Here is a 17,376-nt window from a genome sequence, read left to right on the forward strand (position 1 = left end):
GCGGGACTCGACTTGATTACGTGCCCCTGCGCATTCACGCTGAACTCTGACTCAAGGATGCCGGTCAGCAGATCAGATCCCCGCATAAGGCGCGACCGTTCATGCAGATTTCCCTCGCCCGTCAGGTGGCACTGGTCACCGGCGCCAGTTCCGGCATCGGCCACGGCGCCGCCAAAGCCCTGGCCGCTGCCGGTGCCGCTGTCGTCATCAACTACAACCGACAAGCCGAGCCGGCCGAAGCGCTGGCCCGGCAGATCGTCGCCGACGGTGGTCAGGCCATCGCGATTGGCGCGGATGTTTCGAAAGAAGAAGACGTTGAGCGGCTGTTCCAGCAAACCCTCGACACCTTCGGCACACTGGACATTCTGGTGGCAAATTCCGGTCTGCAAAAAGACGCGGCGGCTGTGGATATGTCGCTGGCCGACTGGAACGCGGTGATCGGCGTCAACCTCACCGGCCAGTTCCTCTGCGCCCGCGCCGCGCTGCGGATCTTCAACCGCCAGGGCGTGCGCGAAGGCGTGTCCCGGGCCGCCGGCAAGATCATCCACATGAGTTCGGTGCACCAGCGCATTCCCTGGGCCGGGCACGTCAATTACGCAGCGTCCAAGGGCGGCGTCGATCAGTTGATGCAGACCCTGGCCCAGGAAGTCAGCCACCAGCGCATCCGCATCAACGGCATCGCGCCGGGGGCGATCCGCACGGCCATCAATAAGGACGCCACCGAAGGCGATGCGGGCCAGGACCTGCTCAAACTCATCCCTTACGGACGCATCGGTGATGTCGAGGACGTGGCCAACGCGGTGGTGTTCCTCGCCTCCGATGTCTCTGACTACATCGTTGGCACCACCCTGTTCATCGACGGCGGCATGAGCCTCTATCCGGAGTTCCGTGGCAATGGCTGAGCATCAATCCGAACGACAAAGCCCCATCGACGCCCACGGAATCATTGGCGACCTGCGCAGTGCCGCGCTGGTCAATGACAAGGGCAGCGTGGATTTTTTCTGCTGGCCGGAGTTCGACAGCCCGTCGATCTTCTGTTCGCTGCTGGACACACCCGATGCGGGGATTTTCCAGCTCGCCCCGGACCTGCCCGATGCCCGGCGCGAACAGATTTACCTGCCAGACACCAACGTCCTGCAGACCCGCTGGCTCAGCGACCACGCCGTGGTGGAAATCACCGATCTGCTGCCCATCGGCGACAACGACGATGCCTTGCCGCTGCTGATGCGCCGGGTGCGAGTGGTCAGCGGACAGGCGACGTTTCACCTGCGCTGCGCGGTTCGGCATGACTATGCCCGCGCTGAAACCCGCGCCGTCATCGATAAACAGGATGTGCTGTTCAGCGCCAGCGGGCAGCCGACACTGCGGCTGGCCTCGGATCAAACCTTGAGCGTCGATCACGATGCGGCGGTCGGGCAATTCACTCTCAAGCAGGATCAGACCGCCGCGTTCATGCTCGGCGCCAGCGACGATCCGCGCTTCGCCGAAGGCGCCGCGCAGTTGTGCATCGAGCGCACACTGAAGTTCTGGCGCGACTGGATCGGCCAGTCCAACTATCGCGGCCGCTGGCGGGAGATGGTCAACCGTTCGGCCCTCGCCCTGAAGCTCCTGACCTCGCGCCAGCACGGCGCAATCCTTGCCGCCGCCACCTTCGGTCTGCCGGAAACACCCGGCGGCGAACGCAACTGGGACTATCGCTACACCTGGATCCGCGACGCCTCGTTCACCGTTTACGCCTTCATGCGCCTGGGGTTTGTCGACGAAGCCAACGCCTATATGCGCTGGCTGCGCGGGCGGGTCAGCGATTGCAGCGGCCAATCTTCGATGAAGCTGAATATCCTCTACGCCATCGACGGCCGCCAGGAACTGCCGGAAACCGAACTCACGCATTTGGCCGGCCATGGCGGCGCGAAACCGGTGCGCATCGGCAATGGCGCGTACGACCAGATTCAACTGGATATCTTCGGCGAACTGATGGACGCCGTTTATCTGGTCAACAAGTACGGCGACGCGATTTCCCACGAAGGCTGGAAACATGTGATGGAAGTGGTCGATCAGGTCTGTGAGACCTGGCAGACCAAGGATGTAGGCATCTGGGAAATGCGCGGTGAGCAACATCACTTCCTGCATTCGCGGCTGATGTGCTGGGTGGCGCTGGACCGGGCGATCCGCCTGGCTTCGAAACGCTCGCTGCCGGCACCGTTCGCCCGTTGGGATCAGACCCGTCAGGCCATCCATGCCGACATCTGGGACAATTTCTGGAACGAAGAGCGTGGGCATTTCGTGCAGTACCAGGGCGGTACCGCGCTGGATGGCTCGATGCTGCTGATGCCTCTGGTGCGCTTCGTCAGCGCCAAGGATCCGAAATGGCTGGCAACGCTGGAAGCCATCGAGAAACATCTGGTGCGCGACGGCATGGTTTACCGCTATCGCAACGATGATGCAGGCATCGACGGTTTGTCCGGCACCGAAGGCGCGTTCGCCGCGTGCTCGTTCTGGTACGTCGAATGCCTGGCCCGCGCCGGGCAAGTGGAAAAGGCCCATCTGGAGTTCGAGCAACTGCTGCGTTATGCCAATCCGTTGGGGCTTTATGCGGAGGAATTCGACAATCGTGGCCGGCATCTGGGCAACACGCCCCAGGCGTTGACCCACCTGGCGCTGATCAGCGCGGCGAGTTTTCTCGATCGCAAATTGAGCGGGGAGAAAAATTACTGGCAGCCATAGTCATCATTTTTCGCCACACGCTGTAAGAAAGATCTCCACTCCAACCGCCGTTTGTAGGATGGCCACCTACGAACGGCAAACACCCCTGAGCCTTGTGGTTGAAGGGCTGGCCCACACAATCGATTCCTTTCAATACAACTGGTTGATGGCGCGGCCTACAGAAACCTGCCAACCCCGTGTAACGCTTGGCCCGCAACTCGCACTTACACCTCGAAATACCTTGTTGCCAGCTGTTACATCCCCCCCTACCATCCACCGCAACGGGCACAGCGGAGCTGTCCAATAAAAACCCGATTCAAGGAACCAGAATGAGCCAACGCATCCACCGCCCCATCGCTTCCCCATTGAGGTCTGGCCTGACCCGCGACGAACTGTGGGAAGCCGCCGACAAGGGCCTGATCAAATGCTGGGAAATCGGCCGCCAGCGCGCCGCCCGTTTCCCCGGCCTCGCCCAACGCTGCCGCGCCGATGAATTGCCGGTACTGGGCTGGAAAGGCGGGGTCAGTCGCAGCCTGAAGAAGAATGAAAAGTACGGATCGCTGAAATACCTGGCTCAGTGGCAGGGTTTGCGTGGGGAAGATCTGGATATCGATTTGAGTGCCGAACGGGTGCTGACCTGCTCGCGGACGAAAATGGTGGTGACGTTTACGCCGGATCGGAGCAAGTATTTCAATCAGGTGGCGGAAGCCGAAGCTTAAGGAGAAGCGCAATGGTCGATCTGCATCAGGAGTTTCAGAACAGCAGTTTCTTTCATCAAGCCCGAATCGACCGTCGCTCCGTCGACGCGCTGACTGGAATCGCCGCCGGGCTTGCAGCAGACGGCAAGATCAATCAGCAGGAAGCCGAATTTCTCAAGAACTGGATCGAATCGCACTTGATCCATCTGAATGATCCGGTCGTCAACATCCTTTATAAGCGTCTCGCCGACATGCTGAGTGACGGCGTTCTTGATGCAGAAGAGTCGGTCGAGTTGCTGGAAATGCTTCACCAGTTCGCAGGTCTTCCAGTCGGTGCACAGCAACCCTTCGTCGCCTCAACCTCTCTGCCTCTGGACAACCCTGCTCCGGCATTGAGCTGTGCTGATCGTGTCTTTCTCTTCACCGGTGTCATGGCCTACGGACCCCGCAAGAACTGTGAGGCGTTGATTGTCGAGCGAGGTGGATTGATCGGTGGTTCTGTCAGCAAAAAGATTCATTATCTGGTGGTAGGCAGCATCGGTAATGATCAATGGCTTCACAGCAGCTATGGCACCAAGATCAAGAAAGCAGTTGAGCTTCGCGACAGCGGCGTGCCGATTGCCATCATCAGCGAAGACCATTGGCAGAAGGTGTTATTCGGATAACGGGAGAGAGAGATGACCCAAGCCGTGATGCAGTTTTGCAAGACTGAAAGCCTGACCATCGCTTATGAGCATCACGGCCCGGGAAACGGCACGCCGGTCATCCTGCTCCACGGCTTCCCCTACTCTCCCCGCGCCTACGACGAAATCGCCCCGCCCCTCGCCGCCAAGGGTTATCGGGTAATCGTGCCGTACCTGCGCGGTTACGGCCCAACCCGTTTCAACAGCCCGGACACGTTGCGCTCCGGTCAGCAAGCGGCATTGGCTCAGGATCTGCTGGATCTGATGGACTCACTGGATATCGAACAAGCGACATTGTGCGGTTACGACTGGGGTGGTCGGGCGGCGTGCATTGTGGCAGCGCTGTTTCCCGAGCGTGTGCGGGGGTTGGTGACGGGCGATGGCTATAACCTGCAAGACATTCCGAATTCGGTCCAGCCGCTGGATCCGCAGAGCGAGCATCGCTACTGGTATCAGTATTACTTCCACACACCCCGTGGCGTTGAAGGGCTGACGCAGAATCGTCGGGCGCTGTGCGAGTTGCTGTGGCAATTGTGGTCACCGACCTGGGGGCGGAACGCCGAGCGTTATCCGTTGAGCGCGCCAGCGTTCGACAACCCGGATTTCGTTGAGGTGGTGATTCACTCTTATCGCCATCGCTTCATGTATGCGCTGGGCGATCCGGCGCTGGAGTGGATGGAGCAGGCGCTGGAGAAACAACCGGCGATCAGCGTTCCGACGATTTCGCTGTGCGGTGCGGATGATGGCGTTGGCCCGGCGTCGGCGGACGATGAAGATGCGCACCACTTCACCGGGCCTTATGAACGGCGGGTGCTCGCGGGTGTCGGGCATAACATCCCCGAGGAAGCGCCGGGCGAAACACTCAAGGCATTACTGGATCTGCTCCAGCGCTGACCGAAAACCGCTCCCGATACGCCTGCGGCGTCACCCCCATGGCCCGCAGGAAACTGCGTCTTAACGTCTCTTCACTGCCAAATCCACAATTGGCCGCGACCCGTTTGATCGGTAGTCCGGTATCGCTCAGCAACCGGCGCGCAGTTTCGACGCGGATCAGTTCGATGGCCCGGGCCGGGGTCTGGCCGGTGTCGGCGCGGTAGTGGCGTACGAAGCTGCGCTCGCTCATGCCGGCCTGTTCGGCGAGGGTCGGGATGCCCAGATCGCAGGTCAGGTGCTCGGCAATCCACGCGTGCAGATCGTCAAAGCGGTTGCCCTGTTTTTGCAGCGACAGCGTCACGCTGAATTGCGACTGCCCGCCCGGGCGCTTGAGGAACACCACCAGTTGCCGGGCGACGTCCAGGGCCATGTCGCGACCTAGGTCGTCTTCGACCATGGCCAGCGCCAAGTCGATGCCGGCGGTGACGCCCGCCGAGGTCCAGACCGGTCCGTCGTTGATGAAGATCGGATTCGGTTCGACCTGCAATTGCGGGTGCTGCTGCGCCAGTTGCTCGCAGCGGGTCCAGTGGGTGACGACCCGGCGACCGTCGAGCCAGCCGCTGGCCGCCAACAGAAATGCTCCCGTGCAGACCGAAGCCACACGCCGGCATCCGTTGGCGTGTTCACGCACCCAACTCACCAATTCGGCGTCTTCGGCAGCGGCGTAAACACCCCAGCCGCCGGCGATGATCAGCGTATCGCTGGGCTGCTGCGGCAGCGGCTCGGCCAACATCGCCAACCCGGCGGACGAGTTCACCGCCCCGCCACCGCTGGCGATGACCGTTGGCGCATACGGCGCAGGCAATCCCTGCTGGCGGGCGATATCGTTGGCCGAGGCGAAGACCTGCAACGGCCCGGTGACATCGAGCAACTGCACATTGGCGAACGCGAGGACGTGGATGGTTTTCGGCATTTGGCGTAATTCGTGGGCTGATTGGCGTATGCGCCAAAACCTACGCGCCTACAGTGAAGCCGTCCACCCCCTTTTCACGGAGAAGAACCATGGCGTTGCAGATCGGTTTTCTGTTGTTTCCCCAGGTGCAGCAACTCGACCTGACCGGCCCGTACGACGTGCTGGCGTCGTTGCCGGACGTGCAAGTGCACCTGATCTGGAAGGATCTGGTGCCGGTCACCGCCAGCACCGGGCTGGTGCTGAAACCGACCACCACCTTCGAGGATTGCCCGGATCTAGATGTGATCTGCGTTCCCGGTGGCGCCGGGGTCGGGCCGTTGATGGAAGACGAGCAGACGCAGGCGTTCATCAAGACACAAGCTGCGCAGGCGCGTTATGTGACGTCGGTGTGTACGGGTTCGCTGGTGCTTGGGGCGGCGGGTCTTTTGCAGGGTAAACGGGCGACCACGCACTGGGCCTATCACGATCTGCTGCCCACACTGGGCGCGATTGCGGTGAAGGATCGGGTGGTGCGCGACGGCAATCTGTTTACCGGGGGCGGTATCACGGCCGGGATCGATTTTGCCTTGACGCTGGCGCAAGAGCTGGTCGGTGCGGACACGGCGCAATTGGTGCAGTTGCAGCTGGAATATGCGCCGGCGCCGCCGTTTGATTCGGGCAGCCCGGACACGGCGCCGAGCGCGATTGTCGATGAGGCGCGCAAGCGTGCGGCGCCTTCGTTGAAGTTGCGCACGGAAATCACCGAGCGTGCGGCGGCAAGGCTCAATCTGCGCTGACATTTCAGCCTTATACAAATCCCTGTGGGAGCTGGCTTGCCAGCGATGGCGTCTGCACAGTCGATATCTTCATTGACTGACTCACCGCTATCGCTGGCAAGCCAGCTCCCACAGGTCTCCCACAGGTCTCAGTGTCAGCCACAGGTTTGGGTGTTGTCCCGGTTTCTCGCCACACCTTCACTTGTCCCCTCGCCCCCACCCGTGTAGAAAGCCTGTCCACAAATCGTGCACAAGGACTTTCCATGAAAGCTCTGCCATGGCTCTATCTCGGGCTTCTCAGCCTTGGTTACGGATTGGCTCTGAGTTTCGGCCAGCTCGGCTGGCTGGCGCTGATCTCCATTGCGCTGCTGGTTTTCGCCGGTTACGCCGTGCGCCAGCAAACCGTGCCGGTCGGGCGTTATCTCGGCCATGGCCTGTTTATCGTGCTGGCTCTGGCGCTGGCCCTGCACTGGCTGCCGGGCTTCTACAACGGCCGGGCCATCGAGCCGCAGCGCTTCACCGACAATGCCGTGCCGTTCTCGATGTACCTGAATCTCGACAAACCGCTGATTGGCTTCTGGCTGCTATTGGTCTGCCCGTGGATCGTCGCGCGTCGTTCGTTGCGCCTGACCGTCTACGCCACTGCTCTGGCACTGACGTTGAGCGTGATTCTGGCGTTGGGCGGCGCGGTGTTACTGGGCATGATCACCTGGGCACCGAAATGGCCGGATCAGGCGTGGCTGTGGGTGCTGAACAACCTGCTGCTGGTGACGCTGGTCGAAGAAGCGCTGTTTCGCGGCTACATACAGGGCGGCCTGAGCCGGCGTTTCAAACACCTGCCTTACGGCGAAAACCTCGCGCTGCTGCTGGCGTCCCTGCTGTTCGGCCTGGTGCATGTGGGCGCTGGCTGGCAATGGGTGTTGCTGGCGAGCCTGGCGGGTGTCGGCTATGGTCTGGCCTACCGTTTTGGCGGGCTCGGTGCGGCGATCGCGACGCATTTTGGCCTGAACCTGCTGCATTTCGGCCTGTTCACCTATCCGATGCTCGCGGGTTGAAGCAAGGGCCGTTTTGCGACGCCGTACATATAAATGAAAAAAAATTTCAATAAATGGCTGACCCCGCCGACAACCTTTCAAAGCCTTGCGGATTGAAAAACCATGCGTAACAACCAGCCCATTACACAACGCGAACGGACTTTCCCGGCTCAGCAACGGTTGATTTCCACAACCGACGCCAAGGGCGTGATCACCTACTGCAACGACGCTTTCGTCGAAATCAGCGGGTTTTCGCGTGAGGAACTGATCCGTGCGCCGCACAACCTGGTTCGTCACCCTGACGTGCCGGCGGCGGTGTTTTCGCACATGTGGGGCACACTGAAACAAGGCTTGCCATGGATGGGCATTGTCAAGAATCGCTGCAAGTCCGGTGACCATTACTGGGTGAACGCCTATGTAACGCCGGTGTTCGACGGCAGTCAGGTGGTCGGTTACGAGTCGGTGCGGGTCAAACCTACCGCCGAACAGATCCGCCGTGCCGAAGCGCTCTATCAACGCATCAACCAGGGCAAGTCGGCGATCCCTCAAACAGACAAATGGCTGCCGGTGCTGCAGGACTGGCTGCCGTTCATTCTGGTCAGCCAGCTGAGCTTCATGATCGGCGCCACCCTGAACTCGCAGTGGGGCTTCGCCCTCGCCGCCGGTCTGTCGGTGCCGCTGGGCCTGCTGGGCCTGCAATGGCAACAACGCGGGCTCAAGCGCCTGCTGCGTCTGGCCGAGCAGACCACCTCCGACCCGTTGATCGCGCAGATGTACACCGACAGCCGTGGCGCCCAGGCGCGTCTGGAGATGTCGATCCTCAGCCAGGAAGCCCGCCTGAAAACCTGCCTGACCCGTCTGCAAGACACTGCCGAGCACCTGACCGATCAGGCCAAACAGTCCGACGCCCTGGCGCATAACAGCTCCAGCGGTCTGGAACGTCAGCGCGTGGAAACCGAACAGGTCGCCACCGCCGTCAACCAGATGGCCGCCACCACGCAAGAAGTGGCGAGCCACGTCCAGCGCACCGCCGACGCCACCCAGGAAGCCAATCGCCTGACCGGCCGCGGCCGCGACATCGCCGGCGAAACCCGCGAAGCCATCCAGCGCCTGTCGGTCGTGGTCGGTGAAACCGGCCTGACCGTCACCCAACTGGCCAAGGACAGCGACGAAATCGGCGGCGTGGTCGACGTGATCAAAGGCATCGCCGACCAGACCAACCTGCTCGCGCTCAACGCTGCGATTGAAGCAGCACGTGCCGGCGAAATGGGCCGTGGTTTTGCCGTGGTGGCCGACGAAGTCCGCCAACTGGCACAACGCACCAGCGAATCCACCGGCCAGATCCACGCCCTTATCGCCAAGTTGCAGCAGACCGCCACCAGCGCCGTACAAACCATGGAAGCCGGCCATCGCCAGGCGGAAGAAGGTGTAGCGCGGGTGCTGGAAGCGGATCAGGCCCTGGTGGGCATCAGCGAAGCGGTGGCCAACATCACCGACATGACCACCCAGATCGCCGCCGCGACCGAAGAGCAAAGTGCCGTGGCTGAAGAAATCAGCCGCAACATCAGCAACATCTCGGAACTGGCGGACCAGACCTCGGAACAGGCGCATAACTCGGCGTTGCTGAGTGAAGAGCTGACCAAGACTGCCAACACGCAATACTCGTTGGTGGAGCGGTTTAACCGCTGATTGTTCTGCAATAGAAAAAACCCGGATAGCGAGAGCTTCCGGGTTTTTTATTACCTGTCTGAAAAGGATGTGACCAGCACCGCCCTCTTCGTGGGCAAGCCCACTCCCACAGGGTTTCGCATTGGCCACAAAATCTCGCAACACCACCATCCTTGTGGGAGCGGGCTTGCCCGCGAAGAGGCCATAACAGCGAGCGAATCATTAAGGCAATTTCAGCCTGTCCAGCACTCGATTAACCAGCAGCTCGTTCAACATGATCAGCTGTTGCAGCGCCAGCAGCGGTTTGCGCTCCGGGCCTTTCACCGAGTTGGCGATATTGCCGGCCATGGCGTTGGCTGACGACAGTGATTCGCAGGCTTCGACGAGCAGCGTTTCGTCATCGAGTGTGGGATCGACCATAAAGATAGGACGGGCCTTGGGCGGGAAGTACTTCGGGATTTCGGGGCCGAGGTAAAAGTCGAGTGCGCGGTCGGCGGCTTCTTTTGTCTTTCGGGACTCGAGCTCGGGGTCGTTGGAGGTTGGATCGGTTTCTGGTGGGTTTGGTGTGGCTTTGAACATGGATAAAACTCCAATTCGAAAAAATGGGAGCCATCACCCTCGCTACCAAACGGCGGGTGGCGGCCATGCGCGGGTTGGTAGACCGGTCGAATTGGGAAACCCGGCGCTCACGAATGAGCCCCACGCATGCCCACCATACAAAGCTGCACCTCAAAAGAGAGACAGCATTGAAGGTGTCGCAATAACCACAACTCGAATCGGGCTACCAAACCCAGCCACTTTTCAGTGACAGGGAAACGATATAGCCCTCTCCAAGCCGCGTAAGCCGGCGGATTCTGGCGTACGCGTAGGCAACGACGCAAGGTGTTGTAGCCCTTATGGAGTAACGCTTTGTGTGGTTTAAACCTAAACACCCAATCATGTTTACGAATAGCAAATACCCGACAGTAAAACTCAACAGGATGGGGGTTTTCTCGCCTGCAGCTCATGATCTTGATCCGTCGACCAGCGGAGCCTAATCGGCAACTCAGATGTCATTTGCCAATGATTACAAAGCCAGGAATCACCACTCAAAACTCAAGTGTGCCTCGCAAAAATCGGACGACGTTCAGGATCAAACTGAACACGTTTAAAACACTTCCTGGAACGTCATACGAAGCCTACAGATCCTCTCGTCATTGCCTACAACAACGACAGAATCCGCCGGCTTGTGCACCTGGCGCGTGGAATTTACCGTAACAAGGTCACTGAAAGCTGAAAAACGATCTGGTGAATCAGTTCCACATTAACGTGGCACGGCAAAATTGAAAAAAATGCGCCCAAGCAATTCATATCACCCAGCCTGCTCTGTAATTAAGGATCAAGCACCTGGAGCGCTACTATTTGCTTCTTTTAATACACAATGAGAAACGAAAAATCTGTAATTTCTTTATTGGAGTCGAGCCATTCGACGTCCATTCGTATGCGTAGATCGAAGTAGGCGAAACAATCGTAGCTAACACCCCTCATCTATCACGGAAATTTTCAATGACACAAACAATATAAGGTCCACCCACAAATGAACTGGTCTTATCAATACATAACAATCTTTAAAATAGTCTCCAACAACTACCGCCAATTCACCATCAGCTTTGTAGGCGTATCGATCATTTTTCTTCTATGCAGCGCCTTAAATTCGCTCCTCCCTGTACTGTTGAGAAATACCGCAAACTCTATCCAAGAGGCGAACAACCTACAAACACAGTTCCTTTTTTTTGCAGCCTCTTATTCGGCCATATGGACACTTTCGCAAGTCTTGTCGAACATACGTGGCATTTTTTCAGCCTGGATGCTCGCAAAATGCGATACCACAATATACGAGGCGATCATTAACAAAGTCTTTCGCTACCCCTATAAAAAACAACAGAACCTGGATCCTGGATATGTTGTCTCCGATATAAGCAGATCCGCAAGAAGCTTCAGCATGGTGACGGTAGGCGTATTCTGGACAATTACCCCCATCGCAGTAGAAATCATCATTGCCATCAGCGTACTTTATTCGATCATGGGCCTCACCTATGCACTTCTTTTCCTCCTCGCCTCCTTGGTATTGATTTGCATATCGACATACGTGGCAAAATCCAGCTCGAACATTCACCGAGAATTATTTGAGGCTGATGACAACTTATCCAGCTACACAGTTGAAAGGCTCGGCCGAACTTACGACATCAAACTCAACAACACGCAACACAAGGAATGTCACGCAGGGAAAGTTTTTTTCGACGGTTACGTCAAGACAATCAGAAAAGCCAATCTTCATATGGGCATACGAGTCGGCACCCAAGGGTTGGCAATCGGAGTCGTGCTGGCTTTTTTTGTTATTCTGTCAGGCACCCACTATGGCTCAAAACTGACAACCGGCGACTTCGTCATGATCATTGGCTACATCACAATGTTTACGATGCAGTTACATTTAATGGCAGGGACCCTTATAAACCTCCAGGCCAATATCGTTTCTCTGAATGACGGCATCAAATACATTGAAGAAAAAATAAACCTTCCGCAAAAACCGAATACATCTCAGACTGCACAGGGTTTTGTCCTGAGCAACCTGTCACTCAGCAAAGACAACAACACCATACTCTCCAACATTACTCATGAGTTCAGGCCAGGTGTAAATATCATCTCTGGTGCTTCTGGCGCAGGAAAAACAACACTTATCAATACACTTTTAGGCTTCGAAGAAAGCTATACCGGAACGGCGTACTATAAAGGACATTTGATAAACGAAAGCATGAGCGAATTCATACTTTCTGAAGTGTCCGTGGCGCCGCAAAAACCTATCCTGATAGGCGGAACCTTTAAGGACAACCTCCTGTATGGCACTGAAAACGCCTGCTCGCAAAAAATAAGACAGGTCGTCGAGCTTCTGGGATTTTCGCGAAAGGATTCCGATACTGATGCTTTACTCGATACCGTAATAGGCGCGACAAATAGCGAACTCAGCGGGGGAGAAAAGCAACGTATTGCTATTGGCCGAGCCATTCTAAGAGACAAGCCAACCGTGATATTAGATGAGCCAACTTCGGCACTCGACAAGGAAACGGCACACACAATCATAGAGTGGCTTGCCGTCAATATCCCTTGCTTGATAATTGTCACTCATGATGAAAACTTAAAGAAAAAATACGGGGTGGCCATAGAGTTGAACGATATACGACCCCAAGCAACCTAGTCGCCAGTGCCCTTCCTGCTCTGATGGGCGGGGCATTCAGTCCTGTTCCTTTGCTGTGTTCTGGCAGACCGCTTTCGCGAGCAAGCCCGCATTGGATCGGACGCACCTGTCAAAAACTGGTCGCCTCGTAGGCCGCCATCGCTGGCAAGCCAGCTCCCGCAGCGACCGTTTGGCGAAGCCAAACACATCGAGAGGAGGTGCAGCGAAGCAAACCGTAGGCGATGCCCCACCGGATGAATCCCGGAACGAAGGAACCCCGAGCCTCAGCGAGTGGGCCGGACGTAGGAGCAAGCGTTTTTGGTTACTTTTTTCTGGGCCGGCATTCCGGGCGTTTGTAAAAAGTGACCCGCCGTCAGGGCGGAACCCTAAGCAGCCATACCCGCAGCAACGGATATGCCCACCGTCTAGGTTCTTTAATCACCAGACCGGAAACAAGCACATTTGATACTCATCGCCCAGCTGTCAGGTATGACAGTAGACGCTCATCTTGAAAAAGGCATATCAAGTGTCTGGCGATCTATTAAGAGAACGCCGATCACCCTTCATGAAAAAGGAATTCCAGATGAGCAGTCATACTATTTTTGTCCCTAAATCCAACAGCACTGCGATCCTCGCAAATGAGTTCTACTGGACATTTGGGAGCAATCCCGAAGTGACAGCTGAAAGATCCCTGTTTTATCGATTTACGTATCCGCCAACGGGTGAGCAGTTCTGGTCAATCTTAGGGGCTATCGGCTCAGTTTCTAGCGGAAACTACTTCGCCTACAGCATGAGTTTCCCGTACATCAATGACGCCCCTCTCAACGCCACGTACACGCTTAAGGACAAATTGAACTTCAGTAACAGTATTTCATTTCCCCCGCCGGAGGGCTTTGAGAGTTGGAGAGTGGTCCATGCCAATGAAGCCACCTTGAAAATAGACCTCAATCCTGCCAAGGGAATTGCAGTGGGCACTTTTGAAGCGAAGTTCAAGAGTCATGGTTTTCGGACACAGCCCATCGGACGCTTTAACCTGGTGATCAGTGAATAGCGTCCACGCTTTTGCGACATCAAGGATGTGCCCGGACTTCACCGGTCCGGGCTATATCTGCCCTGCGGTAAACCAAACCTCGCACACCGATCAGGGATTGCACATTTAAAAAACGAAATAATCAACCCGTGCTTAACTGCCAAAAAATATAAAAAGCTGCAACTTCTAACAGGTGCGTGACACGCCAGTGCCCGGCAGAATCAATTCACCCAAACAATCTCGACCATATAAATTACTGGCACGAGAAAAACAGAGGATGCAAACATGATCTTTACTCCTATGCCAACCCCCATAACGCTTGCACCTGCGGCAACAACCATGTCGAACGCCTTTACAGCCACGGCCGCTGTTCTCATCCCGCCCGGAGTGCCTGGCACTAGTTTTGCCCCACAGATAGACCAGCCTAACGGCCCGAACTTCTTAACTATCCGCTATCTTTTGCCGCGTGCATTGAGAGTAGATGATGTGGCTGAGTTTTATTTAATAGACAACTCCAACAGTGTTGCCATACTGGTTAAAACCTACACACTTACGGATTATGATATTTTCTGGGCACTACGCAGAAACGAGGGCGTGTTTATAAGGGGTGAGATACCCACAACTGATTTAATTAACTTAGGAGTCGCATCTGGAACATGGGACTTCATATGCGTCCACTATAGTAGACCTACGCCAACTCCCCCTTCTCCAGCCCCAGCAGGCCCTCAGACCCCTCTACGAGTCGTTGCCACCAGTGCCACGCAAACCTATGTCATCACCTAAGGAATCTCTGAAAAAGACTTTCAGATTCGGTGAAAAACTAGCGGCTTTTTGCTGACTCACACGGCACCGGCGACGCTATTTATGTATTGGTCAACAATTCCCGGACACAGAATTGTTGACCAATTCAATTTTTACGCGGTTCAAAACCTCGATCAGTGCTTGAGAAACTCGACCAGCCTCTGCGCGGCGGCAGCCAAATGCTCCTCATGCGTAAATCCGGACACCTTGAGCGGCTTCAAATCATGATCCCCGGAGGCCAGCCAAAACACCTCAATACTCGGCGATAGATCGTAAGCCTCGACAGCGCCCCGATTCCCCAACGCATCCCGCTCCCCCTGAACAATCAACGTCCGAGTCTTCAACCCAGCCAAATGCTCAACCCGAGGCTTCTCCGGTTTCCCAACCGCATAAAACGGATACCCCAGACAAACCAAAGCATCAGCGCCAAGCTCATCAGCCAACAAACTCGCCATCCGCCCACCCATGGACTTCCCGCCAATCGCAAGCGGACCAGCGACATGAAGTCGCACCAGGCCATAAACCTCACGCCAGCACTCCTGCAATTTCCCCGCAGGATTCGGCGGTCGCTTGACCCCATCAACCCGCCGCTGCGCCATATAAGGAAACTCAAACCGCAACACGTTGATACCAAGCCCGGCAAGGCGCCCAGCCATATCGTTCATCCAGTCGCTATCCATCGGCGCCCCCGCCCCATGCGCCAGGATCAGCGTCGCCGAAGCCTCACCAACAGCCGCATCCCAAAGCCACCCGTGATCCCGCAGGCACTGCGCCCATTGATCCCCGTCAATACTGGCCTTGTGCTGTTTGTCCATGCTTGCCTCGCTTTTAGTCTGCCTATAACTCCAGGCGAAGGACGCGCTGTTGGCGCTCACTTCGGCTGAACCGTGGATGGGGAACCATGAACACTTCTATCAGTACCGCCTACAACTACAAGGTGGTCCGCCAATTCGCCATTATGACGGTGGTGTGGGGCATCGTCGGCATGGGGCTCGGGGTTTTTCTCGCGGCTCAATTGGTCTGGCCCGAACTCAACTTCAACCTGCCGTGGACCAGCTTCGGACGCCTGCGCCCGCTGCACACCAACGCGGTGATCTTCGCGTTCGGCGGCTGTGCCTTGTTCGCCAGTTCGTTCTACTCGGTGCAGCGCACCTGCCAGACCCAACTGTTCGCGCCGAAAATCGCCGCGTTCTGCTTCTGGGGCTGGCAGCTTGTGATTCTATTGGCAGCCATCAGCCTGCCACTGGGTTACACTAGCTCCAAGGAATACGCCGAGCTGGAATGGCCGATCGACATTCTGATCACCATCGTCTGGGTCGCCTACGCCATCGTGTTTTTCGGCACGATCATGCAGCGCAAGACCAAGCACATTTACGTGGGCAACTGGTTCTTCGGCGCGTTCATCATCACCGTGGCGATCCTGCACATCGTCAACAACCTTGAGCTGCCGGTGAGCTTCACCAAGTCCTACTCGGTGTACGCCGGTGCAACCGACGCGATGGTGCAATGGTGGTACGGCCACAACGCCGTAGGCTTTTTCCTCACCGCCGGTTTCCTCGGGATGATGTACTACTTCGTGCCGAAGCAGGCCGAACGTCCGGTGTATTCGTATCGCCTGTCGATCGTGCACTTCTGGGCGCTGATCACCCTGTACATCTGGGCCGGCCCGCACCACTTGCACTACACCGCGCTGCCGGACTGGGCGCAGTCTCTGGGCATGGTGATGTCGCTGATTCTGCTGGCGCCGAGCTGGGGCGGCATGATCAACGGCATGATGACCCTCTCGGGCGCCTGGCATAAGTTGCGCAGCGACCCGATCCTGCGCTTCCTGGTGGTGTCGCTGGCGTTCTACGGCATGTCGACCTTCGAAGGTCCGATGATGGCGATCAAGACCGTCAACGCCCTCTCCCACTACACCGACTGGACCATCGGCCACGTACACGCCGGCGCACTCGGCTGGGTGGCGATGATTTCCATAGGCGCGCTGTATCACATGATCCCGAAAGTCTTCGGCAAAGAGCAGATGCACAGCATCGGCCTGATCAATGCGCACTTCTGGCTCGCGACCATCGGCACCGTGCTCTACATCGCCTCGATGTGGGTCAACGGCATCGCCCAGGGCCTGATGTGGCGTGCGGTGAACGAGGACGGCACGCTGACCTACTCCTTCGTCGAAACCCTGGTGGCCAGCCACCCGGGCTTCGTCGTGCGGCTGATTGGCGGGGCGATCTTCCTCAGCGGCATGTTCCTGATGGCTTACAACACCTGGCGCACCGTGCGGGCCTCGCAGCCTGCTGACGTCGTTGCTGCCGCGCAGATGGCCTGAGGAGTCCGCCATGAAACACGAAACGATTGAAAAGAACGTCGGCCTGCTGATGCTGCTGATGGTGTTCGCCGTGAGCATCGGCGGCCTGACCCAGATCGTCCCGCTGTTCTTCCAGGACGTGACCAACAAACCGGTGGAAGGCATGAAACCCTACACCGCGCTGCAACTGGAAGGCCGCGACATCTACATCCGCGAAGGCTGCGTCGGCTGCCACTCGCAGATGATCCGTCCGTTCCGCGCCGAAACCGAACGCTACGGCCACTACTCGGTGGCCGGCGAAAGCGTGTGGGATCACCCGTTCCTGTGGGGTTCCAAGCGTACCGGTCCGGATCTGGCCCGGGTCGGCGCGCGTTACTCGGATGACTGGCACCGTGCGCACTTGTACAACCCGCGCAACGTTGTACCGGAATCGAAGATGCCGGCCTACCCATGGTTGGTTACCCAGCCGGTCGACAGCAGCCACACCGAAACCAAGCTCAAGACCATGCGCACCCTCGGCGTGCCCTACACCGATGACGACATCAGCGGCGCGGTGGCCAGCCTCAAGGGCAAGACCGAAATGGACGCCCTCGTCTCCTACCTGCAAGTGCTCGGCACTGCGATCAAGAGCAAGAGGTGAGA

15 protein-coding genes are annotated in these 17,376 nt (G+C 57.5%); 12 read left to right on the top strand and 3 right to left on the bottom strand.

Going from position 1 to position 17,376, the window contains the following annotated elements; genetic code table 11:
* The first annotated feature begins 101 nt into the window (after positions 1-101).
* The 5 genes from AWU82_RS28640 (at position 102) to AWU82_RS28660 (ending at position 4,978) form a co-directional block, all read left to right on the top strand.
* A complete protein-coding gene (locus AWU82_RS28640; RefSeq protein ID WP_064378795.1) occupies positions 102-902 on the top strand; it encodes a glucose 1-dehydrogenase in 801 nt (266 codons plus the stop codon).
* Entirely contained in the window at positions 895-2,724 is a 1,830-nt protein-coding gene (locus tag AWU82_RS28645) for a glycoside hydrolase family 15 protein (RefSeq protein WP_064378794.1), read from the top strand. The genes AWU82_RS28640 and AWU82_RS28645 overlap by 8 nt, the downstream gene beginning before the upstream one ends.
* A 308-nt stretch (positions 2,725-3,032) precedes the next feature.
* A complete protein-coding gene (locus AWU82_RS28650; protein WP_064378793.1) occupies positions 3,033-3,422 on the top strand; it encodes a hypothetical protein in 390 nt (129 codons plus the stop codon).
* An 11-nt stretch (positions 3,423-3,433) separates the two neighbouring features.
* The gene (locus AWU82_RS28655) at positions 3,434-4,066 is read left to right on the top strand and encodes a BRCT domain-containing protein (protein ID WP_064378792.1); all 633 of its coding nucleotides are present in this window, start codon (positions 3,434-3,436) and stop codon (positions 4,064-4,066) included.
* A 12-nt stretch (positions 4,067-4,078) separates the two neighbouring features.
* The gene (locus AWU82_RS28660; RefSeq protein ID WP_064378791.1) at positions 4,079-4,978 is read left to right on the top strand and encodes an alpha/beta fold hydrolase; all 900 of its coding nucleotides are present in this window, start codon (positions 4,079-4,081) and stop codon (positions 4,976-4,978) included.
* On the opposite strand, the gene AWU82_RS28665 is transcribed toward AWU82_RS28660, so the two are convergent.
* Positions 4,947-5,930 carry a GlxA family transcriptional regulator gene (locus AWU82_RS28665; RefSeq protein ID WP_064378790.1) on the bottom strand — a complete coding sequence of 328 codons (984 nt, stop codon included), beginning with the start codon at positions 5,928-5,930 and terminating at the stop codon, positions 4,947-4,949. The two genes, AWU82_RS28660 and AWU82_RS28665, sit on opposite strands and share 32 nt — an antisense overlap.
* Positions 5,931-6,019: 89 nt before the next feature.
* Between AWU82_RS28665 and inhA the strand changes: the two genes are divergently transcribed.
* The 3 genes from inhA to aer all read left to right on the top strand — a co-directional run bounded on the left by inhA (position 6,020) and on the right by aer (position 9,408).
* Positions 6,020-6,706, top strand: a complete 687-nt coding sequence (inhA, locus tag AWU82_RS28670) for an isonitrile hydratase (protein WP_064378789.1) — start codon at positions 6,020-6,022, stop codon at positions 6,704-6,706.
* A gap of 242 nt (positions 6,707-6,948) precedes the next feature.
* Entirely contained in the window at positions 6,949-7,740 is a 792-nt protein-coding gene (locus tag AWU82_RS28675; protein WP_064378788.1) for a CPBP family intramembrane glutamic endopeptidase, read from the top strand.
* A gap of 102 nt (positions 7,741-7,842) precedes the next feature.
* Positions 7,843-9,408 carry a methyl-accepting chemotaxis protein Aer gene (gene aer / locus AWU82_RS28680; protein ID WP_064378787.1) on the top strand — a complete coding sequence of 522 codons (1,566 nt, stop codon included), beginning with the start codon at positions 7,843-7,845 and terminating at the stop codon, positions 9,406-9,408.
* 201 nt (positions 9,409-9,609) lie between these two features.
* On the opposite strand, the gene AWU82_RS28685 is transcribed toward aer, so the two are convergent.
* Positions 9,610-9,966, bottom strand: coding sequence for a DUF6124 family protein (locus AWU82_RS28685; protein ID WP_064378786.1), 357 nt, complete (start codon positions 9,964-9,966; stop codon positions 9,610-9,612).
* Positions 9,967-10,963: 997 nt separating this feature from the next.
* Between AWU82_RS28685 and AWU82_RS28690 the strand changes: the two genes are divergently transcribed.
* Both AWU82_RS28690 and AWU82_RS28695 read left to right on the top strand, forming a co-directional pair.
* Positions 10,964-12,619: an ATP-binding cassette domain-containing protein gene (locus tag AWU82_RS28690; protein WP_064378785.1), complete on the top strand. Its 1,656-nt coding sequence runs from the start codon at positions 10,964-10,966 to the stop codon at positions 12,617-12,619.
* A gap of 562 nt (positions 12,620-13,181) precedes the next feature.
* Positions 13,182-13,649 carry a hypothetical protein gene (locus AWU82_RS28695; protein ID WP_064378784.1) on the top strand — a complete coding sequence of 156 codons (468 nt, stop codon included), beginning with the start codon at positions 13,182-13,184 and terminating at the stop codon, positions 13,647-13,649.
* 914 nt (positions 13,650-14,563) lie between these two features.
* Here AWU82_RS28695 and AWU82_RS28700 read toward each other — a convergent pair.
* Positions 14,564-15,244: an alpha/beta family hydrolase gene (locus AWU82_RS28700; RefSeq protein ID WP_064378783.1), complete on the bottom strand. Its 681-nt coding sequence runs from the start codon at positions 15,242-15,244 to the stop codon at positions 14,564-14,566.
* A gap of 86 nt (positions 15,245-15,330) precedes the next feature.
* Here AWU82_RS28700 and ccoN point away from each other — a divergent pair, with 86 nt between their 5' ends.
* Entirely contained in the window at positions 15,331-16,755 is a 1,425-nt protein-coding gene (gene ccoN / locus AWU82_RS28705; protein WP_007969190.1) for a cytochrome-c oxidase, cbb3-type subunit I, read from the top strand.
* 10 nt (positions 16,756-16,765) lie between these two features.
* Entirely contained in the window at positions 16,766-17,374 is a 609-nt protein-coding gene (gene ccoO / locus AWU82_RS28710; protein ID WP_039770055.1) for a cytochrome-c oxidase, cbb3-type subunit II, read from the top strand.
* Positions 17,375-17,376: the final 2 nt, after the last annotated feature.

The sequence above is a fragment of the Pseudomonas glycinae genome, assembly GCF_001594225.2.
Classification (GTDB): domain Bacteria; phylum Pseudomonadota; class Gammaproteobacteria; order Pseudomonadales; family Pseudomonadaceae; genus Aquipseudomonas; species Aquipseudomonas glycinae.